Consider the following 24721-nt stretch of genomic DNA (forward strand, 5'->3'; position numbering starts at 1 on the left):
GCGCCTCAACCGGTTCTGTCGAAGACTTGCCGGCTGTGTTCGCGCAGGATGCGGTTCCATTCAAAATGGTGGTCGCTGACCTCCAGCATCTCGCGAACGCTGTCGCGATCCACCGGCCGGGAGAAGAAATAGCCCTGGCCGGCTTTGCAATCGAGCGATAGCAGGTGTTCAGCCTGGGATAGCTCTTCGATGCCTTCCGCAACCACCCAGATACCGAGGCCCTTGGCGATGTCGAGGAGACCCTTGGTGATGACGCCGCCACTTCCGGCATCCGCCAGACGCCTGACAAAGCATTTGTCGATCTTGATGACATCGACTGGTACCGTCAGCAGATGGGTGAGCGAAGCAAAACCGGTACCGAAATCGTCGAGCGCCACCTTGATGCCAGCTTCCCGCATCGCATGGATCTCGTCAGCGACGACATTGTCCTTCTGCGCGAGATAGACGGATTCTGTCACCTCCGCCACGACGGCCGTAGGCTCAAGCCCCGCTTTGGCAAAGGCGTCGACGATGCGCCGCGTCAGCCCCCCGCGATGAAAATCGGCGGCCGAGAGATTGATGCCGACGCGGGAAAAGACCAGGCCTTCCCGGTGCCACTCGCCAGCGGCCGAGGCGGAACGCTCCAGCATTCGATCGGTGACTTCGATCGCGACATGCGCGTCCTTCATCGCCTCATGGAAATGTGCGGCGGCCACGATACGGCCATCTGGCATCAGCATTCGGCAAAGGGATTCAAACCCCATGATGCGGCCGGTCGAGAGCTCGACGATCGGCTGAAAATGGGCGTCGATCCGGTCGTCCCGCAGCGCCTGGTCGACCTCCTGTACCGAGCGGAAGCGCTTGGCGATCGCCGTCCCGAGCCCGGCCTGATATTCGAGATATCTGCCGCGTGCGCGCTCTTTGGCGTGGTAGAGGGCATAGTCGGCATTCTGCCGCACCTGTTGCGGGCTGCGTTCAACTCCGGCCCTTGCACCCCCGAGGGTCGCGGCCGGATAGATGAGATGCCCGCTGCAATCGGCGGGCTCCTTGATCCGGGAAATCAGCGTTTCGGCGAGTGCTGCAGGTTCGGTGGTCGCAAGGCAGGGTACGATCACGGCAAACTCGTCGCCGCCCAGACGAAACGCCATGCCGGCCGGGACTTCCTGCTTCATTCGTTCGGCCACGATGCGGATCAGGTCGTCGCCCGCGCCATGGCCGAAGGTGTCGTTGACCATCTTGAGATTGTCGAGGTCGATCAGCATTAGCGCCCAGTCGCCATCGCGCCTGGCGACCTCCGATATCACTTCGTTGAAGCGGCTGCGGTTCGGCAGTCCCGTCAGCCCGTCCGTATCGGCAAGACGCCGCCGTTCGGCCATGCGCTGGTCGCGTTCGATGGCAATGGCACAAAGATGCACGCAGGCGTTGACGATCTGCCGTTCCTGCTCCGAAGGGCCGCGACTGGTGCGATAATAGAAGGCGAAAGTCCCGAGAACCTTGCCCGAACCGATGATGGGCGTCGACCAGCAGGCCTTGAGCCCGATCGGCAGGGCAAGGTGCTTGTAGGGCTGCCAGTATTCATGCGCGTCGATGTCTTCGACCAGAACAGGCTCGCCATGATAGGCCGCCGTTCCACAGGATCCGACCCCATGGCCGATCGCGATACCGTCGATCGCGGATGTATATTCGAGTGGAAGCGAGGGTCCGGCGAGATGCCGAAGGCGCCGCTCTTCGTCGAGGAGAAGAACCGAGCAGACGACGTCATCGCTCATGGTTTCGACTTCGCGGCACAGGTAATCGACGGTCTCCGCCAGCGACTGGCCGGTGGCGATCTTCTCAAGGATGATGTTCTGCAAACGAAGAAGCATGGGACCCGCGACAAGTTGATTGCCGTCAAGTAAATCAGGCGAGGCTTAAATAGTGATTACGACATCTATCGACGTCAGGGCTTGGTTTCTAAAGCGTTAAGGACGCTGCAGTGACCGCTCAGCGGACGGCCGAGATATTGCCGGCGAGGCTGAGATGCGGGAAGTCCCCGTCGCCGCCGATCATGTCATCCCTGATGCGCTCCTTCCAGCGATATCCGAGGATCGCGCCCTTGTCCGCACCCTCGACGATATTGCCGCGGATCACAGTTTGGCCGGCACCCTCGACCACGCTCACCCGCATGCCCTCCGGGCTGTCGCGCAATATGTTGTCGCTGACGATGACGTTGCGCAGGTAGGGACCCCAGCCGATCGCAAGCGCCGCTGTGTCCGCGCCTTCGACGAGATTGCCGCTCACCAGCGTGTCGGCCTCCACCGAGATGCCGAAGCCGAAGCTGCTGATCGTCGGCACATAGGGGCCCTTGTTGACGATCCGCCTGACGATGTTGTTGCTGACGGTCGACAGGCGCCCGCCATGGTCGAAATTGGCGACAGAAATGCCGATGGCCGCACCATCAATGATGTTGCCTGTGATCAGCGCGCCCTCGAACTCGAATTCGGCATAGATGGCCGTTTCGCCGGATCGGAAGGCCTGGTTGCCGCTGATCGTGATGTTGGAAGCGGAGTTGGCCCGGATGGCCGAAAAAGCGCAGTCCGAAACGTGGTTTTGCGACACCAGCACATTGTCGGCGCGAAAGACGTTGATCCCGTTGCCATATTGCCCGGTGCCGCCATTGGTGGCGCCGATCCGTGCCACCCTGTTGCCGGCAATGACGCTGCCGTCTTCGCCCTTCGTCCAGCGATGCACCAGAACGCCGCCATTGCCACAGTCGAAGATCTGGTTGTTGCGGATCGAGAAGGCCTTGCCCTCGATCGCCCAGATGCCGGCTTCAGTGGCGCCCGAGATCCGCGTCTTATCGATCCGGCCGCCGCAGCGTGCCAGATAGATCCCGGATTTGCGGCTGCCGGTAATTTCGCAGGCCTCGATCGTCACGTCGTCGACACTGCGGAAGGAGAGAAGCCCCTCGGTGTAATCGGCAAGCCAGCGATTGGCGCCGTCGAAGGTGAGGCCCGACAGGCTGAGGCGCCGAATGTCCTGGGCTGCAATCAGATGTCCGTCGCCGCGATAGACAAGCCGCGTCAGTCCCGGCACGCCGACGATCCGGCTGCCATCGCGCAGTTCGAGATTGGCGACTTCGTAAGTGCCGGCCGGTAGGAAGACCGGCTGGCCCATGGCCGCCGCCCGGTCGATCAGATCCTGCAGCTTGGCGCTCTGATCGTCTTCGGCGCCGGGCAGGATCCCGGCTTCGGCCGCGTCGAAGCCGCCGCGCAGTTCCGCCATGGCAAGCGTCTGGGCACACGCAAAGCGCAGGCCGCCGGGCAGGCCCGCTGTCGCAAAGAGCCCGCCAAGGCCGATCATGACCGAGCGTCGAGAAGGCATGTGTCCGTTCCGTTTCCGGCTTTCACTGTCAGGCCAGAACCTTGGAGGAAGCGTGCAGCCCCGGCAAGAACAGGCTTAAAACAGTGTTAACGGCGCGGGTGAGGTGCTTCGCCTTTGGTCTAAGCAATTTCAGGCAAAGACTTGAGCCAGATCAAGGAAACTTGCCGACTTGATCCTATTGTCAGAACAGAAAGACATGAACACGAAGGAAAACGATCATGCTTCGCCTCGCTGCAGTACTCTATATCCTCGTCGCAAGCGCCGTCGGCGGTGCGGCGGTGATCGCGGTCCTGTCGCTCGATATGCGCGAAGGCTGGCAGATCGCGGCGGCTTTCGCTGCCGGTCTTGTGCTCTCGATCCCGCTTTCGGCCGTGCTGGCCAAGAAGATCTACAACGCCTTGCAAGGACCGAAGCCGGTCTGAGCCATTCTCTTCGGCGTGGGACGCAAGCCCTTCCTGTCCTGGCGGAGCGGGGAGGGTGGTGAACAACCAGTCCCATGACGACCGGCCGGCATTTTCTCGGGGGAGGGAATGCCGGTCGGGTCGTTTCCGTCCCTGCTACCCGCTGCCGTTCCGCCTTGAGACCGTCAGCCTTCGGTATCCTCGAAGCGCTTGAACTGCACCTCCAGCCCTTCCGTGAAGCGGGCATAGAGCCGCGCGAACGCCTCCACATCCTCGTCAGACCAACCGGCGGTCGCCTCGGTGATCGTCTCGCGCTTGATGGCCTCGATCTCGTCGAGCACCTTGCGCCCTGCCGCCGTCACCCGGACCAGGCTGCGGCGTCCGTCCTCTTGCGAGGCCGCCCGCTCAAGCAGGCCCTGTTTGACGAGATCGGCCACGATCCGGCTGCCCCGCGAGGGATCGATCCTCAGTTGTTCGGCGATCGTGCCGACCGTGACCTCCTGCTGGCTGCCGATCCGCTTGATGACGCCGATGGCATCGAGGTCCGAGAGTTCCAGCCCTGTGCCGATGCGTTTCAACGCCATGCGCCCGATGAAGCGGCGGCCGATCAACAGCCGCATGCGCGTCATGGCATGCCCGATGATGGCCAGGGACGAATCCCCGCCTTCAGGCAGAGCGTCTGGAATTTCGGTCACCGGCTCATCGCCAGAGGCTTGGGAGTGCGAAGCAGACATCATGGTTCCAGCATAGCAAAGGTCGGACCGTGCGGAAAGCAAAATGAATGCCTTCAGCAAATATGTGCTATTGACATATAATTGCAAGGGGCACATTTTGTGGGACAGACAGGAGCCCCCGATCCATGACCAGAGCCACCAATGCCGCCCCCTCCGGCCCCGAACCCCGTTTCGAACCGCACCCGACGACGAGCGCCACCGGCGGGCCGACCGCAGACAATACGCCGCTGGTCACCGATCCCAGGCTCCGCCTTTTCGTCTATCTCCTGCTGATGTCGGCCATGTTCATGGCGACCCTCGACAACCAGATCGTTTCCACCGCTCTGCCCACCATCGTTGGCGAATTCGGCGAGCTGGAACGCTTCGGCTGGGTCGGCTCCGCCTATCTGCTGACCACCAGCGCCGTCATGCCGCTCTATGGCAAGCTGGGTGATCTCTTCGGCCGCAAATACGTGATTATGGCAGCGATCGCGATCTTCACCGTCGGCTCGCTGGTCTGCGGTCTTGCCGTCTCCATGGACACGCTGATTGCCGCCCGCGTCCTGCAGGCATTGGGCGGCGGCGGCATCATGGTGTCGATCTTCTCGATCAATGCCGATCTCTTCGAACCGCGCGAACGGGCCCGCTACCAGAGCTATGCCAGCCTCGTGCTGATGGCCTCGGGCGCGCTCGGCCCCGTCCTTGGCGGTACGCTGTCCGATCTCTTCGGCTGGCGCTCGATATTCCTCGTCAACCTGCCGATCGGCATCGCGGTCCTCATCGGTCTTGCCTTCCTGCTTCCCTATCGCAAGCCGAACCGGAAGCCGAAGATCGATTATGCCGGTGCCATCCTCCTTGCCGGTGCTGTCGCCTCCATCGTCTTCTGGGCTGATAGTGGCCAGATCTTCGGCTCACTGATTGCCTGGGAAAGCCTCGCCGTTGTCGCCTTCGGTGCTCTGTGTGCCACGGGCTGGGTCCTGGTCGAGCGCCGCGCGCCGGAACCTGTCGTGCCGCTCTCGCTCTTCTCCAAACCGACCATCAACCTGTTGCTGATTATCTCGATCGTCTCCGGCGCCATCGGCATCGGCTCGGTCAACTACATCGCGCTTTTCCTGCAGACGACGACAGGTCTTTCGCCCTCCATGGCCGGCCTGCTCTTCGTCGCGACCACAGGTGGCATCGCCATCGGCTCCATCGCCGCCGGCCGCCTGATTGCGCGCACCGGCCGCTACAAGCCCTTTTCGATTGCCTCTGCGGCCCTCGGCGTCATCAGTCTTGGCATCTTCTCCTTCCTGCACGCCGGAACCCCGCTGATCTTCATCGCACTTGTCATGCTCTTGCAGGGCTTCGGCGTCGGCATCGGCCAGCAGGTGCCGGTCATCGGCGTCCAGAACGCCGCCGCAAAAGCCGATGTCGGGGCCGCCACCGGCACGGTCACGCTGACGCGCATGGGCGGCGCCGCGATCGCCATCTCCATCTACGGCGCGATCGTCAGTTCAGGCCTCACCCATGTCCAGATCGCACTGCCCGGCGGCGTCGATTTCCGCAACCTCACACCCGAAGCTCTGGCTGCCCTGCCGGATGCCGCCCGGACCCTCGTCGCCAACGCCTATTCCGACGCCTTCGTGCCGCTCTTCCTGACGGCCTCGGGCATGATGGTCATCGGCCTGATCGCAGCGCTCCTGCTGCCCAACATCCGCCTGCCGCGCGAAGGCGAGGGCAAGGAAGCCGTAGCCGCCCGCGCATAACGTTCAAAACGAAACAAAAAGACCCCGGCGCGCGAAGTGCCGGGGTCTTGTCTTCTCAGATGGCTTTGGGGCGATCAGGCGGCGTAGCGCTGCGCGCCGGCTTCCCGCTGAACCTTGAAGCGGGCGACGAGGGCGCGCAGATGCGCGGTCTCTTCGGCAAGCTTTGCGGTGCTGGCCGCAGCTTCTTCCACCATCGCGGCGTTCTGCTGGGTCATCTGGTCCATCTGGTTGACGGCCGTGTTGACCTCGGTCAGCCCGAGCGATTGCTCCTGGGCGGCCGTCGCGATCGAGGTGACTTGGCCAGCAATGCCGATCACCTTTGTCTGGATGTCGCTGAGGGCCTGGCCGGTGGAGCTGACAAGGTCCACCCCGGTCTGCACCTCCTGCGACGACTTTGTGATCAGCGTCTTGATGTCCTTTGCAGCTGTCGCCGACCGCTGCGCAAGTTCGCGCACTTCCTGGGCGACGACGGCAAAGCCCTTGCCTGCCTCGCCGGCTCGTGCCGCCTCGACGCCGGCATTCAGCGCCAAGAGGTTGGTCTGGAAGGCGATCTCGTCGATCACGTTGATGATCTGCGAAATTTCCTTCGAAGCCTGCTCGATCCGGCTCATCGCCGACGTCGCTTCGCCCACCACGCTGGAAGACGCTTCGGCGAACTGCCGGGCTTCCGTCACCATCTTGCTCGATTCCTGAGCCCGCGCGGTCGAAGTCTTCACGGCCACCGTGATTTCCTCAAGCGCCGAAGAGGTTTCCTCCAGCGAGGCGGCCTGGTTCTCCGTGCGCCGCGACAGGTCGTCTGAGGCCTGGCGGATTTCGTCGGCACCACCGTTGATCGCATCGGCCGAATGGCGAACCTGCTGCATCAGGTTGCGCAGGCTGCCCATGGTTTCGTTCACATTCGTCTGCAGGCTGGCAAAGACACCCTTATATTGACCTTCCATGCTCTCGGTCAGGTCACCCTTCGCCAGCGCCGAGATCACGCGTCCGGTCTCGGCGATGCCGGCGTCGACGGATTCGACCAGCGTGTTGACGTTGGCGGCGAAGCGGTCGAGGTCCGGATTGTCGTAGCGCTTGGTGATGCGGCGGGTGAAGTCGCCGGCAACGGCGGCATCGACCACGGTCGCGATGTTCGACTGCAGGTCGGCATTCTTCTCCTGCAGTGCTGCTTCCTGGGCCGCGAGATCGCGGATCTTGATGCCGTTCTGCTTGAAGACGTCGACGGCCTTGGCCATCAACCCGATCTCGCTCTTATGGTCGAGGCCAGGGATGACGGTCTCAAGCTTGTTGTCGGCGAGCGCACCCATGGCGCCGGTAATCTGGCCAATCGGCTGCGTGATGCTGCGTGCAATGAAGAAGGCGATGACACCGGCCATGACGAGACCGACGGCCGCGAGCGTGCTGCCGATCACGACGGCGGTCTCCATCGTCGCCTGTATGCTCGGCCCCAGCGTGTCCTGTTCCTTCTTCAGGTCGAGCTTCAGCTGCTCCACGGAATCGGAGAGCGCTTCCCCGGCGACGTTCATCGTCTCGTTGATCACCTGGTTCCGGCTCTGGATCACCTGATGCACCGACTGGAGCGCAGCTTCATAAGTCGCCAAGTCGGCGGTCACCGTGTCCAGCGTGGCCGTAATGCTGGAATCGGTGGAGCTCGACTTGATTTTTGCGATGTCCGCGCGCGCGGTCTCTGCAAACGTCTTGGCGTCTTCGAATGCGGCTTCGCTGTTGGTCAGCAGGAACTTGTTCGTTCCCAGGCGCAAGCTGCTGATTTCATACTTCAATCGTTCGAGCGTAGCGACTGCCTCGACGTTCCCGGAGGATGCCACCGATTGATTGATTGCCGCCAGATCCTCGGCCATCTTCGGTCCGAGGGTGTCGAGCGTTCTGTCCACGAGTTCTTCGCGCTCATTCTGCAGGGCCACAACCTTGTCGAAGCCTTGGGCATAAGTGTCGACGAAGGGGTGAAAACCGGATGCGGCCGCCCTTTCAGCATCACTCAGGCCGAAGCCAAGCATCGTGTCGATCGATGCTTTCGTCGTCGCTAGCCGTGTAATGACGTCCTGCTTCAACTCTTCGGTGGGCTCGGCGCGGAACTTACGGAAGGCAAGCCGCGCTTCCAGCATGTTGGCCTGGATGCGACCCGCTTCATTTGTCTCCTTGGCGCTCTCGCGATACTCGCCGAACGACGCCACATTCGTCAGGTTCGAATAGACGCCTGCCCCGGCAATCACACCGAGCACCAGCAGAACAGATCCGAACCCCAGGTAGATCTTGCTTCCGATTTTCATGTTGTTGAGCACGCGAGTCAGTCCTTGACCAAAGGGGGAATGATAGCGCGATCCTGATCGCGTCATCTTAAAAAGTGATGAAAGGCTAATTGGACGATCCCTAAATTTCGCACTGACTTAATCATTTTAAGCTGCAGAGCCGGTTTATATGCAGCTCATGGATGCCGGCGAGCCTTGTTTCGGTTCCGCGAGGGCGCCTTTCCCCGTTTGCGCACGCGTCAGGCCGCTCGTGCGCGGGCCGGTCCATGCAGCCATAAGCTTCGCGCCAGCCGCAGCTGACAGGTTGCGCGCAACGATGTCAGTGAATCGGTGCAGCATGTTGAAGCCTCTCCCGTCCGGCCCGGCCTCCCTCCTGTCGAAGCGGCTCTTGTCGCTCGGCCTCGGCACGGCGCTTGTCGGCTCGCTCTCGGGCTGCATCCTGATGACCGATACCAGCCGCATGAACATCGAGGTCTTCCAGGACGAGGTGGCCCCGGTCTGGTACGATCCGGCCCGCACGCCGCCGGCCGCCGACCAGTCCGCACCGCAAAAGCGCAGCCTCTACCAGACGCAGTTCCACCAGACCTATGGTCTTCCGGTCTCCAATCCGCTGCATCGCACGCTCTACGGCGTGATGGTCGATGACGGTCACACGCTTCCCGCCATCCCGCTCGATCGCGTGCGCTCCGACATGCTGCGCCAGGAGGTGAGCTACCAGTCGACGGAAGCCCCCGGCACCATCGTCGTTGATACCAGGGCGCATTACCTCTATCTCGTCCAGCCGAACGGCAAGGCGATCCGTTATGGCGTCGGTCTCGGCCGTGACGGTTATGCCTGGTCGGGCCGCGGCGTGATCAAGCGCAAGGCGAAGTGGCCGCACTGGACGCCGACCGACAACATGGTCGAGAACAATCCGAACCTACGGCCCGTTTCCGCCGCCCGCGGCGGTCTGGTCGCCGGCCTCAACAACCCGCTCGGTGCGCGTGCGCTCTACATCTATCAGGACGGCAAGGATACGCTCTACCGTGTCCATGGTACGCCGGACTGGCAGTCGGTCGGCAAGGCGACCTCCTCGGGCTGCGTGCGCATGTTCAATCAGGATGTCATCGATCTCTTCGATCGCGTGCCCGACAACACCCCGATTGTTGTCATTTAGCGACACTGATTTGCGACGTTAGCCCTCTCTCCAAAACGTGAGGGGGTGGTGGCGTTGCTTTAATTGAAGCTTTCCTGTTTGCATCGCATCATCGCGGAACAAAGCGCACCTCCCAGCGTCTTCATCCGCAGAACTGCTACAGGAAACTCATACCTAAATGTCCTCTACACCCAATTTGACCCGTCGGTCGCTTCTGTCCCTGACAGGCCTCGGCGCGGCATCCCTGCTGGCCAGCTGCACCACCTCCCGTCCGCTCCCGGCAGACGCCCGTCTTGAGGGCCCGGTTGTGCCGGCCGCACCGAGCGGCCGCACCCCTGAACTCGATGCCATGTACGGCGAAGTCTATGACGGCGGCTACGTCATTCCGGCCGTCCCCTATTGGCGCATTCCGGAGCGCTTCTATCGCCAGCAGGTCATCGATCCCACCGGCGAAGCGCCCGGCACCGTGGTCGTCGATACCCCGAACCGCTACCTCTATCTCGTCGAGCGCGGCGGCACCGCCATGCGCTATGGCGTCGGCATTGGTCGCGACGGCTTTGCCTGGGGTGGCGCCGGCGTCATCCAGTGGCGCCAGAAGTGGCCGAAATGGACCCCGCCGGACGAGATGATCGCCCGCCAGCCCGAGCTTGAGATCTATTCCGTCCGCAACGGCGGCAAGCCCGGCGGCCTCGACAATCCGCTGGGGGCGCGTGCGCTCTACATCTTCCAGAACGGTCAGGACACGCTCTACCGTCTGCACGGTTCGCCGGAATGGAGCTCCATCGGCAAGGCCGTCTCTTCCGGTTGCGTGCGCCTGATGAACCAGGACATCATCGATCTCTACGAACGCGTGCCGACCAAGGCAAAGATCGTCGTCCGTCAGTAACCGGCGTTCTCGACCGGATCGCGCACGGCGATCACCGTAAGAAAGACAGAAGGCCCCGCCGCTGACGGCGGGGCCTGTTTGCATTCCGGGTTCTCGAATGCGCGTCAGGATCAGGCGGCTTCCAGCGCCTTCTCGATTGCCTGCACGGAGTGACCTGTCAGATCCTTGTCGAGCTCCCCGATCAGCACTGCCGAGAGCTGCTTGTGGTAGCTCTTGCGCATCTCGCCGAGTGTCCGTGGTGCCGCGATGATCACGAGGTTCTTGATCTTTCCGTCGAGCACCTGCTTGTTCAGCATCTCGGTGATGCCGTTGCTGAAGCCGTCCTCGTCCTGCTGGCTGTCGTCAGGATTGGCGGCGCTGCTGGAATGGCGGGCGCCGGATGGGATTTTCGAACCGTCGATCTCGTCTGACGGAATGGCCTTCAGCTTGATATCCAGAGCATTCCCTTCGTTTTGGAAGAGGCTCAGCTTCTCGCCGTCGGCAACGGCAATCACGGCATTCTGCGGTACTTGCATGGGCATTCTCCTTGATGGTCTGTGCGGCGCTCACCCGAGGGTGTCGTCACCGCAGTTGACCGAAGGACAACCCTTGGCGTGCAGATCGGTTCCGCGTTCCAAGCGTCCGCCGCGACGACGGATTGACGCGGCTTATTCCCGACAGCGAAACGGGCTGAACGAGCTCGCAGCACCTGCATTCATACTGGCGATCGTAAGACCATTGGCGACCTCGATGTCGGCTTCCGTCTGCGGACAGGCATCGACATCGGCAAGACAGCCGCTGTCGATGAATGCCTGGTTCCGGGCCATGAACATATCCGAGACGCCCTCGCGTCCGACATGGTCGAGAATATCGGCAAAGGCCTTCCGGTAGACGTCGCATTTCTTCCGCTGCCAGTCGGAGCGCTCCTCCGCTGTCCTGCCGGCTTCCTGCGCCACGGCATGCGTGCCGGGAGCCATCAGTGTCGTGGCCAGTGACAGCGTGAAGGCCAGACGGACGATCGTCCGACCAGTCATCGCGCAAAATCCGCAAAGACCGCTTCGCCGATCTCGGCAATCGCCGCGTCTCGCGTCTTCAGCGGATGGGCCTTGCCGTCCATGTAGATCGCGACGACGAGCGGCGCGCCTTTCGGCGGCCGTACGACAGCGATCACCCCACGCGTGCCATGCCCGCCGGCACCGCTGCGATCGGCGATCGTCCAGCTCTTCGGCAGCTTGGACCGCAAGAGGCCGTCCGCCACCGCATTGGCGGTCATCCATGCGTCGAGCTGGTCGCGGGCGGCAGGGGCAAGCGCGTCGCCGACGAGCAGACCTTGCAGCGTCTGCGCCATCGCCTGCGGTGTCGTCGTGTCGCGCGGGTCGCCGGGTTTCGCCTCGTTGACCTCTGGCTCATAGCGATCGAGCCGCGTGGTCGCATCGCCGATACCGCGCAGGAAGCCTGTCACTTCGGCCGGCCCGCCGAGCACTTTGAGGATCGCATTTGCCGCGGCATTGTCACTGGTCCGCAGGGTGATTTCGCACAGCTCCCGCGTGGAGAGGCTTGTCCCCACCCGCGTCTCCGTCACCGGCGAATAAGGACGCAGGTCCGCCTTTGTGATGCGTGTCGTCTGCTCGAGAACCGCATCGCCACCCGACAGGGCTGCCGCACAGGCGAGCGACTTGAAGGTGCTCGCCATGGCGAAGCGCTCATCGTCCCGGTAGGCGACAACTGCGCCGCTGCCCGTGTCGATCACCGAAAGCCCGACTCGCATGCCGAGCTTCTGCTCCACGCGCTTGGCCGCCGCAACGATTTGGCCTTCGGCAGCCTGCACGGACGCTGGCATCGCTATGCCCAGGAGCATCAGCGGCAGAACGAGAAGCTGGATCTGGGCAGTGATCCGGCGGGCGGTACGGGGTCTCGATTGTGTCATGCGAATCTCTCCTTCTGCTGCCTGCATCGGGGGCAATCAAGGCATCAGGGAGGCACGCGACAGGAGAGGTGGGGACAGCGATCAAGCCGGATTGTCAGCCGGCGCCGTCTCGATCGCTGCCAGAACCTGGCGAGTTTCACTGAGATAAGCCTCCATGGACGACTTGTCGTTCTCGACGGAATGGCAATTGTCGACCGTCTGTTCCAGAGCTGCCAACTGCTCCTTCAATGCGTCGGCCTGGTCAGGCGAACGCCCGGAATGGGCAAGATCGGCAAGCCGGGCGGCAATCCGCATCAGCACCAGCGGCTGGTCGGCGCCCGCCTGGCGGATCGACCGGAAGCCTGTGTTGAGCATGTGGCGATAGTCGGAACGGCTGACGATCAGGCGCAGCACTCCATCGTCATCGTGATACTGCCGATAGGGCAGGGGGCGCTGCTGCACAGCCTCGAAGGAGGCGGCTAGCCGGTCGATGACGGCAACCGCAGTGAACGGGTCGTTGATCCCCGGCGAAAGCGCCCGCACCGCGATTTCGGTGAGCTGCCGGATGCTGAATTCGAGGTCCTGCGCGGTCGTGTTCTGCAGCCCCATGGTGAAGCATCCACGCAAGGCCGCGATCGTCTTGTCGTCGATGTCGGTCCCATCGCCGCCAGCTCCGGAGAAGATGGTGAAATGGTCGCCTCGCGACAGCAGATATTGACCGGCCCTGACCGCCACATCGATCCTCAGATCCTTCTCCGCCGCGATGCGGGTCAGCGCGCGATAGTCGATCACCTGCACATGTCCGACCTTGCCGAGCGCGACCGGTTGGCCAATGCCGGCAAAGCGGGCGACGTCTTCGGCATGGCTCGGCGGCTTGTCGGGCAAGACCTCGTCGACTGTCACGACCAGATTGCGGTGCAATGCGTGCACCATGTTGTCGGCGATGATCAGGCGCGCCACCTTGTGGATGTAGAACAGGAGCGCCATCAGGCAGATGACCGTCAGCAGGCTGCCGGCCGAGATCGCCAGATGCGGAACCCCGTCCGCGCCCAGCGTGTCGGAGATCGTCCGCAAGACGAGGATGAGATAGAGGATCGTGCCAATGAACAGGCCGAGCACGGCCTGGATCTGCCGGTCGGCCATGAAGTGGGAAATCAGTCGCGGCCCGAGCTGGTTGGCCGCAAGCGTCAGGATGACGAAGGTCACGGAGATCACCAGCGACGTCATGGTCATCAACCCGGATAGAAGGCTGCTCAGCAGCTGCCGCGCCGTCTCGGCCTCGCCGCTATAGAGCCACCATGCCCCGCGCACCACATCAGGCCCCAGGAGGTGCCCGTAACTGATCATCAGAATGGCGAGTAGGGCCGCAAGGCCCGAAAAGATGAGAGGTAGAAGCCAGAGCTGACTCCTGACGATGTCGAAAAGATTGCGCGCCTTGTCCATTGTTCCACAACGCGCAAGGCTGCGGATTGCTCCCGATGGTGACGGGTAGCGTGGCTCCAGGGTCAGTCCCCGCCGATCGCCTCGAGATGCCCCTTCAACCGCTTGAGACTGTCGCGCAGGCTCTCGATCTCGGAAATGTCGCAGCCGATTTGGTTGCCGATCGTCGAAAAGACTTCGAGCGCACGCGTCTTGAGTGCCCGCCCTTCCTCCGTCAGCGTGATGAACACCACGCGTTCGTCGGCCGCATCCCGGCGCCGTGAGACGTAATCAATCTGTTCGAGCCGCTTCAAAAGCGGCGACAGCGTGCCGGAATCAAGTCCGACCTTTTCACCCAGCGCCTTCACCGAGATGTCGTCTTCCTCCCACAGCGCCATCATCACCACATATTGCGGATAGGTCAGCCCTAGCGGCGTCAGCAGTGGCTTGTAGGCACGCGTGAAAGCATGTGCTGCGCCGTAGAGCGCAAAGCACAGTTGCTTGTCCAGCCTAAGTTCCTTTTCGAGCGTTTCGTCGTCCATGGCCCTTGATGAACCCCTTTCGGCATCTATTGTTTCCACAGTGGCCAAAATAGGCGCACATTTCAATGCGCAAAAAACAATTGCGCGCAATTCAATTGTGTACTATATAGAAACTCACCAACCACAAAACAAGGAGAACACCTTATGGCTATTCTTTACACCGCACATGGACATGCCACCGGCGGCCGCTCCGGTCATGGCGCCTCCGACAATGGCGTACTCGATGTCACGCTCACCACCCCGAAGGAACTCGGCGGCGACGGCGCGACCGGCACCAATCCCGAGCAGCTCTTTGCCGTCGGCTATTCCGCCTGCTTCCTCGGCGCGCTGAAGGCCGTTGCCGGCAAGGAAAAGGTGAAGATCCCGGAAAACGCCAAGGTCCACGCCGAAGTCGGCATCGGCCCGCGCGAAGACGGCACTGGCTTCGGCATCGAAGTGAAGCTTTCGGTCGAGATCCCCGGCATGGAGCGCGAGCTGGCCGAGAAGCTGGTTGCGGCTGCCCACATCGTCTGCCCCTACAGCCACGCGATGCGCACCTCGACCGAAGTTCCGGTCTCGGTCATCTGATCGGTCTCAATCGAGATATCCACCGCCCGAAGGCCGGCCTCGCGCCGGCCTTTTTCATGTCCGCGTCGCATGCTCCCGAGCCGCGACGATTGTCCGGGTCGCCGCCATCATTGAGCCGGTGCCAAATCGCAGCCGCCAGTTAAGCGGAAAGCGCAACAAGCGGGGGGAGGGGAACCCTTTGCCCTATTCCCGGTTCGACCTTGATACCAACAATCGAGGACGAAACCATGCAAACCACAACAGCCAATGCAATCTACGAGGATCACCGCCTGTCGCCGGATCTTCCGGTCGAGGAAGTCACCCGTCACGAGATCCGCCGCAGCTACCCGGCATCCGCCTTCCGCGGGCCGCTCTTCGAGGGCCGCGATCGGGTGGCGCTCGTTATGGCGACGATCATGCTGATCGGTCCCTTGGTCGCGCTGCCGCTTGGCCTCGGCTGAGGCAGCCGTCAGGCACTGACCTCCAGCAGTCCGCGGCGAAGGATTGCGGGGTCGGCCTGCATGCCGGCCTCGATCTCGCCATGCAGACCGGTCCAGATCGGCACGGCACTTGAGAGCGCGCGTGCGCCCTCATCGGTCAGCCGCAAGCGCTTGCCGCGCTTATCCTTTGGGTCTGGCTCGATCGCGACCCAGCCGCGCGCAGAAAGCGGCTTCAGCGCCGCTGTCAGCGTGGTGCGATCCATGGCCAGAAGTCTGGCAACAGGCCCCATGGGCGGCGGTTCCGGCCGGTTCAACGCCATCATCAGGGAGAATTGCTGGTTGGTGAGCCCGACTGGCTTCAATGCCAGATCGAAGCGGCGAGCGAGCGCCCGTGCAGCGCGCTGGGCATGCAGGCAAAGACAGTTATCTCTGACATGGATGGTCGTGGCATAGGGAATCAGAGGCATATTTGACATGGACTAAATATGTTGATATCAACGTAAATGTCAAGAGGAGGAACAGCAAAATGGAATATTCGGTTGTTTCGCGGGAGGAGTGGCTGGAGGCCCGCAAATCCCTGCTTCTGCAAGAGAAGGAGCTGACCCGCCAGCGCGACCGGGTAAACGCCGCGCGCCTCGCCTTGCCATGGGTGCGCATGGAGAAGGATTACCACTTCCAGTCACCATCGGGCGAAAAGACGCTTGCCGACCTGTTCGATGGTCGCAGCCAGCTGATGATCAACCATTTCATGTTTCATCCCGATTGGGATGCCGGCTGCGAGGGCTGCTCCTTCTTCGGCGATCATATCGACGGCATGTTGCCGCATCTCAACAATCACGACGTGACCCTCGTCACCGTATCGCGGGCGCCGCTCGAAAAGATCGAGGCCTATAAGCGCCGTATGAACTGGCGTTTCCCCTGGGTCTCGTCCGCAGGCAGCGACTTCAACTACGATTTCCACGTCTCCTTCACCAAGGAGGAGCTCGCTTCCGGTTCGGTGAACTACAATTTCCGCGAAACCCCGAGCGACCGGGCCTTCGACGAACTGCCGGGCCTGTCCGCCTTTTACCGCAACGACAAGGGCGAGATCTTCCACACCTATTCGCAATATGCCCGGGGCGGGGAGGAGGCGCTGGGCACACTGATGATCCTCGATCATGCGCCGCTCGGCCGCAACGAAACGGGTACCCTGAGCTTCGTCAAGCGCAAGGACGAGTACGTGGCAAAGCCGGCGGCAAAGGCCGGCTGCTGCCACTGAGGAGGATGTCATGGAGTTTCCAAAACCCAGCGAACATCACCGTGTCCTCGATCGGCTGGTCGGCGACTGGCTCTTCGTGACCTCGACCGGCATGGATGGCTACGACCCAGACGATCCGGAAAAACGCTGGACCGAGAAGGTCCGCTCCATCGGCGGCCTCTGGGTCGTCGCGGAAGGTGAGGGCGGCATGGGCGGTGATGGCGACCGCGCCACCATGATCATGACCCTCGGCTACGATCCGCGCCTCGGCCACTATGTCGGCAGCTGGATCGGCTCGATGATGGACAAGTTCTGGATCTACAAGGGCTGGCTGGAAGATGACGGCCGGACGCTCGTGCTCGAGGCCGAGGGGCCGAGCATGCAGGACCCCGCACGGACCGAGACCTATCGTGATGTCATCCATTTCGTCGATGATGACACCAGAACCTTCTCGGGCAGCGTTCGCCAACCCGACGGCAGTTTTCACACCTTCATGACCAGCGAAGCAAAACGCATCGGCTGAAAGCCGACAGATTGAGAGAGGGACTGCGCATGCATGGCACATTCATCTGGCACGAGCTGATGACCCCCGACCCGGCACAAGCAAAGGCCTTTTACGGTTCGCTGCTCGGCTGGGAGCCGACCGATATGCAGATGGAAGGCTTTACCTACACCTCATTCGCGGTGCCCGGGTTTCCCTTCGGCGTCGCCGGCATGATGGCGCTGACCGAAGACATGAAGGGGCAGGGCATCCCGCCAAACTGGTCCGGTTACATCGGCGTCGATGATGTCGACCAGACCGCAGCCGATTATGCAGCCAATGGCGGCACGATCTGCCGTCCCGCTGAGGATATCCCCGGCGTTGGCCGATTCGCTGTGGTCGCGGACCCCCAGGGCGCTGTCCTTTGCATCATGACCCCGAAGATGGAAGACGGCTCCGAAGGCAGCTGGCCCACCCCGGGCAGCACCGGCACGGTCGGCTGGAATGAGCTAATGGCCGCTGATTGGGAAAAGGTCTGGGACTTCTACACCGCCCGGTTCGGCTGGGAAAAGGATATGGCCGTCGACATGGACGCCATGGGCACCTACCAGACCTTCAAGCTCGGCGACCGTGGCATCGGCGGCATGATGACCAAGCGACCGGAAATGCCGATGCCCTATTGGGGCTTCTATTTCATCGTCCCGGCCATCGACGCGGCGATAGACAAGGTCAAGTCGCTTGGTGGCGAGCTGCTGATGGGCCCGCATCAGGTGCCCGGCGGCTCCTGGATTGCGGCCTGTCGGGATCCGCAGGGCGCTTATTTCAATCTGACGTCAGCAGGTAAATGAAACAGAGGAAGCCGGAACCGTATCGCACGGGCTCCGGCTTCCTTCGAATTCGATCGTTGCGGTCGTTCGTGCTCGGCTCAGCCGCGCTTCACGGCCTTTTTCACGGCCCGCTTCTTCGGTGCGGGAGCCTGCTCGGCTTCGAGCGCTTCACGTTGCATGCGCAGCGCCTTCAGCGTTTCCGTCTTGCGTTCGCGCGCGGTCGCTTCCTGAGCGATCAGCGAGCGGGCAACGCTGTCGGTCGTAGCGGCCTTGTCCTGCGGGGAAACCTTTTCAGGCTTGAAGAAGGTCTCTTTGGTGGCGGTCATGTCCGGATCCTTCCTGCAGTCTGGCTGCCTGTCTCGGCATGTCTGGTCCCTGCCCGCGTCGCAAACTGCGTTGCGCCTTCGTGGCGGGGAGGGCGGGTCCGCGCGCCCGAGGGCGCACGGATCATAGCGTCATTAGCGCGTACGCACTGCCTTCTTCGGAGCCGGCAGAAGGCCTTCGCGCTGCATCTTCTTGCGTGCAAGCTTGCGCTGACGACGAATGGCTTCCGCCTTTTCGCGCACGCGCTTCTCAGACGGCTTTTCAAAGGCGCTGCGGGCCTTCATCTCGCGGAAGAGACCTTCGCGCTGCATCTTCTTCTTCAGCACGCGGAGTGCTTGGTCGACATTGTTGTCACGAACGAGAACTTGCACGGTCGTTTCCTTTCCGGGCGTTGATGCCCGCTTGTTTTCGAGTTTCAAAGGAGGGGATACGACAGGCTAACGCGCCATGCCCCGGCGAAGATCCCGACAAAATCGGGCAAAGATATGGATCGCGGCTGATGGCTTCGATCACAGGATAAACAAAAAAGGCCGGGCGGAACCCGACCTTCCCTCGCCACTCAGCCCCCTCTGCCAGCACATTCGTGGTGAGTGGGGCGAGCGACAGATTATTAAGCGGCGCGCAGGTTGTCGGCCGAGCTCTTGCCCGAACGCTTGTCCTGGACGATGTCGTAGCCGATCTTCTGGCCTTCGACGAGGTCGCGCATGCCGGCGCGCTGAACTGCAGAGATGTGGACGAACACGTCGGCAGAGCCTTCATCCGGCTGGATGAAACCAAAACCCTTGGTGCTGTTGAACCACTTTACGGTACCTGTGTTCATAACGATTTCCTTTCAATCGTTGGGCTTGCCGCCGAGACATTCGACGGCTGGTATATCGACGTTGAAGGAAATCTGGCGTGCGCAAAAAGCGCGTAGACAAAGTCGCTCGCAATCTTCGATGTCGGCAATATAGGGAAACGCTCGCGCTGATACAAGCAAAAACCTGAAAACCCGCTGTTTCAGGACCGGTCATGAAGCGGAGATCGTACAGGAAGCTTCAGAAATCATTGTGCAAATTGACTTTTGCACCGCGGCGAAAAAATGGTGCGTTGAGCGGCGGAGCGCGCCATTTCAATATTTCTTCATCATATCGTGAAGCATTGATATTTTTTCATCGCCGCAGGCCGTTCCACGCAAAAACAGTACGACTCTCTTGACCTTGTGTTGCTACGACAACGCGCCGGCCGCGGATCGAAAACCGCGTTCCGCCACGTCTTGTCACTCATCAACGGACCCTTCGGATGAACAAGTTTCTCGCCGCAACTGCAATCCTCCTGATCACCGCATCCACCGCCTTTGCAGGCACTTTCACCTTCCCCTCCGATGAACCGGCCGCCATCGTCGATATCCCGGATGACTGGCAGCCGACCGAGACCGACTACGGCGTCGAGGCGAACTCTCCCGATGCCGGCACCTATATCTCCTTCGACATTGCAGGCGCCGAGGACATGGACCAGGTGATGACCGACGTCTTCGCCTTCCTCGAGGAAAACGGCGTGGTGCCCGATCCGGCAAGCCAGCAGGAATCGAAGGACGATTTGAACGGCATGCCGTTCCAGACCATTGACTGGAAGGGCACGGACAAGGACGGTCCTGTGTCGATCGGCGTGGGCATCATCGGCCTTTCCGACGAAAAGATCGCCATCGTCACCTACTGGGCATCCACGGAAACCGAAGCCCAGAACATGCCCGAAGTCGGCAAGATCCTCGCAACGCTGAAGCCGGCCGGCTGATGAGCGCCGCTCGTCGCTGACCAGAAGACCAGCGTCCCGGTTCTTGAACGTTCCGGGACGCCATGCGCAACGGCCGGCGAAATGCCGCAGCCGGACAAGCGACAGTGTTCCATGGCGACAAGGCCTCCATGATCTGATAGGAGAGGCAACCCGTTCCAGGAGTAACGGGCGATCTCTAAGTCACGAAAGCCAGCCGACCATGACCATTGCTGCGGGCCTCTCCTTCGGATGCCCCGTGTCGTGCGCCCCGATATCGGGCGTCTTTAGCCTCTCTGCCGCCTTTCCCGATCAAACCAACCTTTCGGAGGCCGGCCTGTGAGCGCTGCATTCGATTACCGCGACGATCAGATCGTCGAAGACCAGTCCCCTGATGCCAAGGCCTGGCTGAAAATCGTCAATACCTATCGCAAGCCGGACCTGACTCGCTCGAGCTTCGAGCTCGGCATCACGCTCGTGCCCTTCGTGCTGCTCTGGCTCGGTGCCTGGGCAAGCTTCGAATACGCCTTCTGGCCGGGCCTCGTGCTCGTTGTGCCGGCAGCGGCATTCCTTCTGCGCCTGTTCATCATCCAGCATGACTGCGGCCACGGCGCCTTCTTCGCCCGTCGCTCGGTGGACGACTGGACCGGTCGCCTGCTCGGCGTTCTGACCTTCACGCCCTACGACTATTGGCGTCGCGCTCACGCCGAACATCATGCGACAGCCGGCAATCTAGAAGAACGCGGCGTCGGTGACATCACCACGCTGACGGTCGCCGAATACAAGGCCCTGTCGCCGATGGGTCGCCTCGGCTATCGCCTCTATCGCAATCCGATCGTGCTCTTCGGCATCGGCCCGATCTGGGTCTTTCTCCTGAAGCAGCGTCTGCCCTTCGGCATGATGAAGGATGGCGCTCTGCCCTGGGTCTCTACCATGGCAACGAATGCCGGCATGGCGATTACGGCAGCGTTGATGATCTGGCTTGCCGGCCTCGATGCCTTCCTGATCGTGCATCTGCCGATCGTTCTGCTCGCTGGCGCACTGGGCATCTGGCTCTTCTATGTCCAGCACCAGTTCGAAGACACCCATTGGTCCAACCCTCCGGAGTGGCAGTTCCAGCACGCGGCTCTTCACGGCGCCTCGCACTACGACCTGCCGTGGGGTCTGCGCTGGCTGACTGGCCATATCGGCGTGCACCACGTGCATCACCTGTCGAGCAAGATCCCTTTCTACCGTCTGCCGGAAGTCCTGCGCGATCACCCGGAACTGAAGACCATCAGCCGCATCACGCTGAAGGAAAGCTTCGCCTGCGTGAAGCTCGTCCTCTGGGATGAAGCCCGAGGCCGCCTCGTGTCCTTCCGCGAGGCAAGGCGGATGGCTGTGGCCGCCTGATCTCTGCACCACAATTTCAAGATTGATGCGCCCGTTGCTCAATCCAGCAGCGGGCGTTTTCTTTCCGACGATGCGAAGCGAAACCTCGGCTCAGCCTTTGGTGCCCGTCTCCCAGCCCGCCACCCAGAGCTTGCGCAGCCGGTCGCCCTCGCGGCGGAAATGCCTTCCCGTCTGACGGCATGCGCTGATCCGGTCGACCCGAAAATTGCGGATGGCCTCGCGCAGTTCGCACCAGGCGACAACGACTTCCGATTCCGCATAGTGGATGACGGCGATCGGCCGGATCCGCCGCGTCGTCGCCTGCTGCTGCTCGTTGACATAGTCGATGTCCAGCGCCTCCTCGTCGCGGATCGCCCTGCGGATCATCGCAAAGTCGATGGCCTCGGGCGCGTCTGCCACCCGTCCCCAGGCATAAAGCGTGCGCGAGATGATCGCCTCGCGCAGTGGGCCTGGAAGGGCAGCCGCAATCTTGTCCAGCACCCGGGCCGATGCCTCCCGCAGTTCCCTGTCCGCCGTGCGTTTGGTCAGCGCCATGCCAAGTACGATCGCTTCCGTTTCCTCAGGCGTGAACATCAAGGGCGGCAGGTGAAAGCCGGGGCGCAGGATATAGCCGATCCCACGCTCGCCCTCGATCGGCACGCGCATCGCCTGAAGGGCGGCGATATCGCGATAGATCGACCGCTGCGTGACCTCCAGCTTTTCCGCCATCTGCTGAGCGGTTATCGGGTGGTTGGCGAGCCTCAAGGTCTGGATGATCTCGAACAGCCGGGAAGCCTTGCGCATGGATGAGATCCTCATCACAACTGACACAGCTCTGTCAGTTGGCTCTCTCTATAGCATGTCCGAACAGGCTGAAAACAGTCGGAAACCTGGATCGGCCATCCACTTTGCAGCATGGACAACTGACATGACCTACACCGAAAACCTCTGGCTTTTCACGCTTCTTCTGGCCGGCATCATCACCGTGCCCGGCATGGACATGATCTTCGTCACCGCCAATGCCCTGACGGGCGGACGCCGGGCAGGCTTCGCCGCGACCTCGGGCATCATGCTCGGCGGTGCCTTTCACACGCTGTTCGGCACCGTCGCGGTCGCTACCCTGTCCACGCTGGTTCCGCAACTCGCTGGCCCGATGCTTATCGTCGGCGCCGCCTATATGATCTGGATCGGCTATACCTTGGCAAAGAGCGCCATCGTCATCGACGGCATCGAAGCCTCGAAGCTGCGCCGGACAGGCCGCATCTTCACCCAGGGTCTGATCACCTGCCTCATCAACCCGAAGGCCTGGCTCTTCATCCTTGCCATCTACCCGCAGTTCATGCGGCCAGAATACGGCCCCTTCTGGCGCCAGGCCATGGTCATGGGCGCGCTCACCCTTCTTCTCCAGGCGACCGTCTATGGCGGTCTTGCGCTCGCCGCCGCCAAAGGGAGAGATGCGCTGACCTCAAAGCCGCAGGTCACCATCTGGATCGGCCGCGCCGCCGGCTGGATGCTGGTCGCGGTGGCGGTGCTGATGCTCGTCGAGGGTTGGCGGAGTTGGTGAAGGGCAGGGAAGGGACTTCGCCAGACTTTACAGCCCCACCGCCTTGCGCAGTGCTTCGTTCATGCGTGACTGCCAGCCATCGCCCGTTGCCTTGAAGCGATCGATCACGTCCTGGTCGAGCCGCAGGCTGATCGCCTTCTTCGGGTTCTCCGCCTTCGGTCGCCCGGCGAGCTTGCGGTCGATCGCCTCGGCGAGATCCGGAAAGACCTCGCGGAAAGGGCGCAATTCGGCGATCTCTGCCTCGGTCATTTCGGGATTGTCGCCGACCTCATCCCAGTCGGTACGCGTATACCCACGGCCCTCATGAAAGCCATCCGCCACAGGTTTGGTCTTCTTCATGGTAGAGCCCTCCTTTCGGCAGCATTTGCCGGGCGCATCGAAACGATCGACAGCCCCTGCGTTCCGAGTCGAACAAAGATCACCGCCACCGTTCCGTCTGCCAAACGACCGACTGCCTGCAGCCTGCTTCTCTTGGCTGGGCGGATCAGTGCGCGCTGGAAGAATTCAAGCGACAGGTCGGAGAAATCCAGCCCGTGCTTGTCGATGTTCGCGAGCCGCTTCGGTTCATCCCAGACAATGATCATAGTTTATGTATATACGGAAATTCCGCAAGCCGGCATCCTGCCAATCTGGGGGCTTTTCGCTCACCCCCGCTGCGGCAGAAGGATCACCGCCGCCCCGATCAGGCAGATCGCGGCACCCGTCAGGTCGAATCGATCCGGCCGCTGCCCCTCGACCACCCAGAGCCAGCAAAGCGAGGCGGCGATATAGACCCCGCCATAGGCCGCATAGGCGCGGCCTGCGGCATCAGAGGGCACAAGCGTCAAAAGCCAGGCAAAGAGGGCGAGCGAGACAAGGCCGGGCACGAGCCAGAGTGGCGAGCGGTCGAGTTTCAGCCAGGCCCAGAAGGCGAAGCATCCGGCGATTTCGGCAAGGGCAGCCAGCGGATAGATCAGCAAGGTCATGGGCGCCATCCTGCCATCTCATCAGCGAGGGCGGAAGGGCATAATGGCTGAGGCCAGAGGCTTAGGCGGATCGGCCCTGCAAGTTCAGCACGTGACAGACGCGCGGCAAAAGTTCTGCTTCCTTCGGGAAGCAGACGAAGAAGCCCTGCACGCTGTCGAAGCCGAGCTGTACGGCAATTTCCATCTGGTCTTCGTTCTCGACACCGGCTGCCGTGACGATCATGCCGAGATCGTGGCCAAGCGCGATCACATGCCGCACGATCGCCTTGTCGACGGCATTGGTGAGCGCGCTGCGCATCAGCGAATGGTCGATCTTCAGGCGCCGGAAGCTGTGGTTGCGGAGCGCCGCAAGCCCGGCATGGGTCGCGCCGAAATTGTCCATGGCCAGCGAAAACCCGCAGTAGTGCAAGGCTTCGAGCGCCAGGCTCACCGGCTTTGCCAGCGGGCCGTAAAAGGCAGGCTCCGCCACCTCGATCTCCAGCATGTCGGGTGTCAGGCCAAAACCCTGCACCATGTCGGTGAGCCGCAGGGCAAAATCGCCGGAACAGAGGTCAAAGGCCGTGGCATTGACGCTGATGCGCCCCATGTCGTGGCCCTCGGCCCGCCAGCGCGCCGCCTGGCGCAGCGTCGTCGACAGCACAAAATCGCGGATCGACAGCGACATCATGGGATCGCGGAAGACCGCGCGGAAGTCCTGCGCGGCCGCAAGCTGGCCAGGCGCAATGCGCCAGCGTAGCAGTGTTTCCACACTGTCCACTTCCCGATTGTCGACAGAATAGATCGGTTGATAGGTGAGCTCGAAGCGTCCGCGTTGCAGCGCGCGCTTTGCATTGTTGACCAGAACGACGTGATCCAGACTGCTGTCCAAGCTCGACCCCATGA

30 protein-coding genes are annotated in these 24721 nt (G+C 62.0%); 12 read left to right on the forward strand and 18 right to left on the reverse strand.

Annotated features, from left to right (window positions below):
• Positions 1-5: 5 nt before the first annotated feature.
• Both BW978_RS10925 and BW978_RS10930 read right to left on the reverse strand, forming a co-directional pair.
• The gene (locus BW978_RS10925) at positions 6-1844 is read right to left on the reverse strand and encodes a putative bifunctional diguanylate cyclase/phosphodiesterase (RefSeq protein ID WP_076395059.1); all 1839 of its coding nucleotides are present in this window, start codon (positions 1842-1844) and stop codon (positions 6-8) included.
• A 118-nt stretch (positions 1845-1962) separates the two neighbouring features.
• The gene (locus BW978_RS10930) at positions 1963-3342 is read right to left on the reverse strand and encodes a TIGR03808 family TAT-translocated repetitive protein (protein ID WP_076395061.1); all 1380 of its coding nucleotides are present in this window, start codon (positions 3340-3342) and stop codon (positions 1963-1965) included.
• 218 nt (positions 3343-3560) lie between these two features.
• On the opposite strand from BW978_RS10930, the gene BW978_RS10935 reads away from it, so the two are divergent.
• Positions 3561-3764, forward strand: a complete 204-nt coding sequence (locus BW978_RS10935) for a hypothetical protein (protein WP_076395063.1) — start codon at positions 3561-3563, stop codon at positions 3762-3764.
• A 164-nt stretch (positions 3765-3928) separates the two neighbouring features.
• On the opposite strand, the gene BW978_RS10940 is transcribed toward BW978_RS10935, so the two are convergent.
• Positions 3929-4537, reverse strand: a complete 609-nt coding sequence (locus tag BW978_RS10940) for a MarR family winged helix-turn-helix transcriptional regulator (RefSeq protein ID WP_139330469.1) — start codon at positions 4535-4537, stop codon at positions 3929-3931.
• A 65-nt stretch (positions 4538-4602) separates the two neighbouring features.
• Between BW978_RS10940 and BW978_RS10945 the strand changes: the two genes are divergently transcribed.
• Positions 4603-6204, forward strand: a complete 1602-nt coding sequence (locus BW978_RS10945; protein WP_244551939.1) for an MDR family MFS transporter — start codon at positions 4603-4605, stop codon at positions 6202-6204.
• A gap of 74 nt (positions 6205-6278) precedes the next feature.
• Here the strand turns inward: BW978_RS10945 and BW978_RS10950 are convergent, their stop codons facing one another.
• The gene (locus tag BW978_RS10950) at positions 6279-8501 is read right to left on the reverse strand and encodes a methyl-accepting chemotaxis protein (protein ID WP_076395065.1); all 2223 of its coding nucleotides are present in this window, start codon (positions 8499-8501) and stop codon (positions 6279-6281) included.
• A gap of 304 nt (positions 8502-8805) precedes the next feature.
• Between BW978_RS10950 and BW978_RS10955 the strand changes: the two genes are divergently transcribed.
• The gene (locus BW978_RS10955) at positions 8806-9624 is read left to right on the forward strand and encodes a L,D-transpeptidase (protein ID WP_076395067.1); all 819 of its coding nucleotides are present in this window, start codon (positions 8806-8808) and stop codon (positions 9622-9624) included.
• A gap of 157 nt (positions 9625-9781) precedes the next feature.
• Entirely contained in the window at positions 9782-10489 is a 708-nt protein-coding gene (locus BW978_RS10960; protein ID WP_076395069.1) for a L,D-transpeptidase, read from the forward strand.
• A 110-nt stretch (positions 10490-10599) separates the two neighbouring features.
• On the opposite strand, the gene BW978_RS10965 is transcribed toward BW978_RS10960, so the two are convergent.
• From BW978_RS10965 to BW978_RS10985, 5 genes are all read right to left on the reverse strand, one after another.
• The gene (locus BW978_RS10965) at positions 10600-11004 is read right to left on the reverse strand and encodes a host attachment family protein (protein WP_076395071.1); all 405 of its coding nucleotides are present in this window, start codon (positions 11002-11004) and stop codon (positions 10600-10602) included.
• Between the two features lie 132 nt (positions 11005-11136).
• On the reverse strand, positions 11137-11502 hold the full coding sequence (locus BW978_RS10970) for a hypothetical protein (RefSeq protein ID WP_076395073.1): 366 nt from the start codon (positions 11500-11502) through the stop codon (positions 11137-11139).
• On the reverse strand, positions 11499-12395 hold the full coding sequence (bla, locus tag BW978_RS10975; RefSeq protein WP_076395075.1) for a class A beta-lactamase: 897 nt from the start codon (positions 12393-12395) through the stop codon (positions 11499-11501). The genes BW978_RS10970 and bla overlap by 4 nt, the downstream gene beginning before the upstream one ends.
• Before the next feature lie 81 nt (positions 12396-12476).
• Positions 12477-13817 (reverse strand): DUF2254 domain-containing protein, encoded by a 1341-nt coding sequence (locus BW978_RS10980; RefSeq protein ID WP_076395078.1) that lies wholly within the window; start codon positions 13815-13817, stop codon positions 12477-12479.
• Between the two features lie 62 nt (positions 13818-13879).
• Complete coding sequence (locus BW978_RS10985) at positions 13880-14335, reverse strand: MarR family winged helix-turn-helix transcriptional regulator (protein ID WP_076395080.1); 456 nt, start codon at positions 14333-14335, stop codon at positions 13880-13882.
• Positions 14336-14479: 144 nt separating this feature from the next.
• Between BW978_RS10985 and BW978_RS10990 the strand changes: the two genes are divergently transcribed.
• On the forward strand, positions 14480-14902 hold the full coding sequence (locus BW978_RS10990; RefSeq protein ID WP_054151131.1) for an organic hydroperoxide resistance protein: 423 nt from the start codon (positions 14480-14482) through the stop codon (positions 14900-14902).
• Positions 14903-15129: 227 nt separating this feature from the next.
• Positions 15130-15342: a hypothetical protein gene (locus BW978_RS10995; RefSeq protein WP_076395082.1), complete on the forward strand. Its 213-nt coding sequence runs from the start codon at positions 15130-15132 to the stop codon at positions 15340-15342.
• Between the two features lie 8 nt (positions 15343-15350).
• Here the strand turns inward: BW978_RS10995 and BW978_RS11000 are convergent, their stop codons facing one another.
• Positions 15351-15797, reverse strand: a complete 447-nt coding sequence (locus BW978_RS11000; protein WP_076395084.1) for a MarR family winged helix-turn-helix transcriptional regulator — start codon at positions 15795-15797, stop codon at positions 15351-15353.
• 50 nt (positions 15798-15847) lie between these two features.
• Between BW978_RS11000 and BW978_RS11005 the strand changes: the two genes are divergently transcribed.
• From BW978_RS11005 to BW978_RS11015, 3 genes are read left to right on the forward strand one after another with little or no spacing between them, the layout of a single operon-like run.
• Positions 15848-16579, forward strand: a complete 732-nt coding sequence (locus BW978_RS11005) for a DUF899 domain-containing protein (RefSeq protein WP_076395088.1) — start codon at positions 15848-15850, stop codon at positions 16577-16579.
• A 10-nt stretch (positions 16580-16589) separates the two neighbouring features.
• Entirely contained in the window at positions 16590-17081 is a 492-nt protein-coding gene (locus BW978_RS11010) for a DUF1579 domain-containing protein (protein WP_076395090.1), read from the forward strand.
• Positions 17082-17110: 29 nt separating this feature from the next.
• Complete coding sequence (locus BW978_RS11015; RefSeq protein WP_076395092.1) at positions 17111-17887, forward strand: VOC family protein; 777 nt, start codon at positions 17111-17113, stop codon at positions 17885-17887.
• A 77-nt stretch (positions 17888-17964) separates the two neighbouring features.
• Here the strand turns inward: BW978_RS11015 and BW978_RS11020 are convergent, their stop codons facing one another.
• From BW978_RS11020 to BW978_RS11030, 3 genes are all read right to left on the reverse strand, one after another.
• A complete protein-coding gene (locus tag BW978_RS11020) occupies positions 17965-18192 on the reverse strand; it encodes a hypothetical protein (protein ID WP_006727163.1) in 228 nt (75 codons plus the stop codon).
• A 132-nt stretch (positions 18193-18324) separates the two neighbouring features.
• On the reverse strand, positions 18325-18561 hold the full coding sequence (gene rpsU / locus BW978_RS11025; protein WP_054151125.1) for a 30S ribosomal protein S21: 237 nt from the start codon (positions 18559-18561) through the stop codon (positions 18325-18327).
• A 239-nt stretch (positions 18562-18800) separates the two neighbouring features.
• The gene (locus tag BW978_RS11030) at positions 18801-19010 is read right to left on the reverse strand and encodes a cold-shock protein (protein ID WP_006727165.1); all 210 of its coding nucleotides are present in this window, start codon (positions 19008-19010) and stop codon (positions 18801-18803) included.
• Positions 19011-19471: 461 nt separating this feature from the next.
• Here BW978_RS11030 and BW978_RS11035 point away from each other — a divergent pair, with 461 nt between their 5' ends.
• Both BW978_RS11035 and BW978_RS11040 read left to right on the forward strand, forming a co-directional pair.
• A complete protein-coding gene (locus BW978_RS11035; protein WP_076395094.1) occupies positions 19472-19963 on the forward strand; it encodes a histidine kinase in 492 nt (163 codons plus the stop codon).
• Positions 19964-20278: 315 nt separating this feature from the next.
• On the forward strand, positions 20279-21331 hold the full coding sequence (locus tag BW978_RS11040) for a fatty acid desaturase (RefSeq protein ID WP_076395096.1): 1053 nt from the start codon (positions 20279-20281) through the stop codon (positions 21329-21331).
• Positions 21332-21421: 90 nt separating this feature from the next.
• On the opposite strand, the gene BW978_RS11045 is transcribed toward BW978_RS11040, so the two are convergent.
• Positions 21422-22114, reverse strand: coding sequence for a helix-turn-helix transcriptional regulator (locus BW978_RS11045; protein WP_076395098.1), 693 nt, complete (start codon positions 22112-22114; stop codon positions 21422-21424).
• A 124-nt stretch (positions 22115-22238) separates the two neighbouring features.
• Between BW978_RS11045 and BW978_RS11050 the strand changes: the two genes are divergently transcribed.
• On the forward strand, positions 22239-22874 hold the full coding sequence (locus BW978_RS11050) for a LysE family translocator (protein ID WP_076396443.1): 636 nt from the start codon (positions 22239-22241) through the stop codon (positions 22872-22874).
• 27 nt (positions 22875-22901) lie between these two features.
• Here the strand turns inward: BW978_RS11050 and BW978_RS11055 are convergent, their stop codons facing one another.
• From BW978_RS11055 to BW978_RS11070, 4 genes are all read right to left on the reverse strand, one after another.
• The gene (locus BW978_RS11055) at positions 22902-23213 is read right to left on the reverse strand and encodes a BrnA antitoxin family protein (RefSeq protein ID WP_076395100.1); all 312 of its coding nucleotides are present in this window, start codon (positions 23211-23213) and stop codon (positions 22902-22904) included.
• A complete protein-coding gene (locus BW978_RS11060) occupies positions 23210-23458 on the reverse strand; it encodes a BrnT family toxin (RefSeq protein WP_076395102.1) in 249 nt (82 codons plus the stop codon). Before BW978_RS11060 ends, BW978_RS11055 begins: the two co-directional genes overlap by 4 nt.
• A gap of 60 nt (positions 23459-23518) precedes the next feature.
• Positions 23519-23839, reverse strand: coding sequence for a YnfA family protein (locus BW978_RS11065; protein ID WP_076395104.1), 321 nt, complete (start codon positions 23837-23839; stop codon positions 23519-23521).
• 61 nt (positions 23840-23900) lie between these two features.
• Complete coding sequence (locus tag BW978_RS11070; RefSeq protein WP_244551940.1) at positions 23901-24707, reverse strand: EAL domain-containing protein; 807 nt, start codon at positions 24705-24707, stop codon at positions 23901-23903.
• Positions 24708-24721: the final 14 nt, after the last annotated feature.

It is taken from the genome of Rhizobium sp. RU33A (assembly GCF_900156055.1).
GTDB lineage: Bacteria > Pseudomonadota > Alphaproteobacteria > Rhizobiales > Rhizobiaceae > Allorhizobium.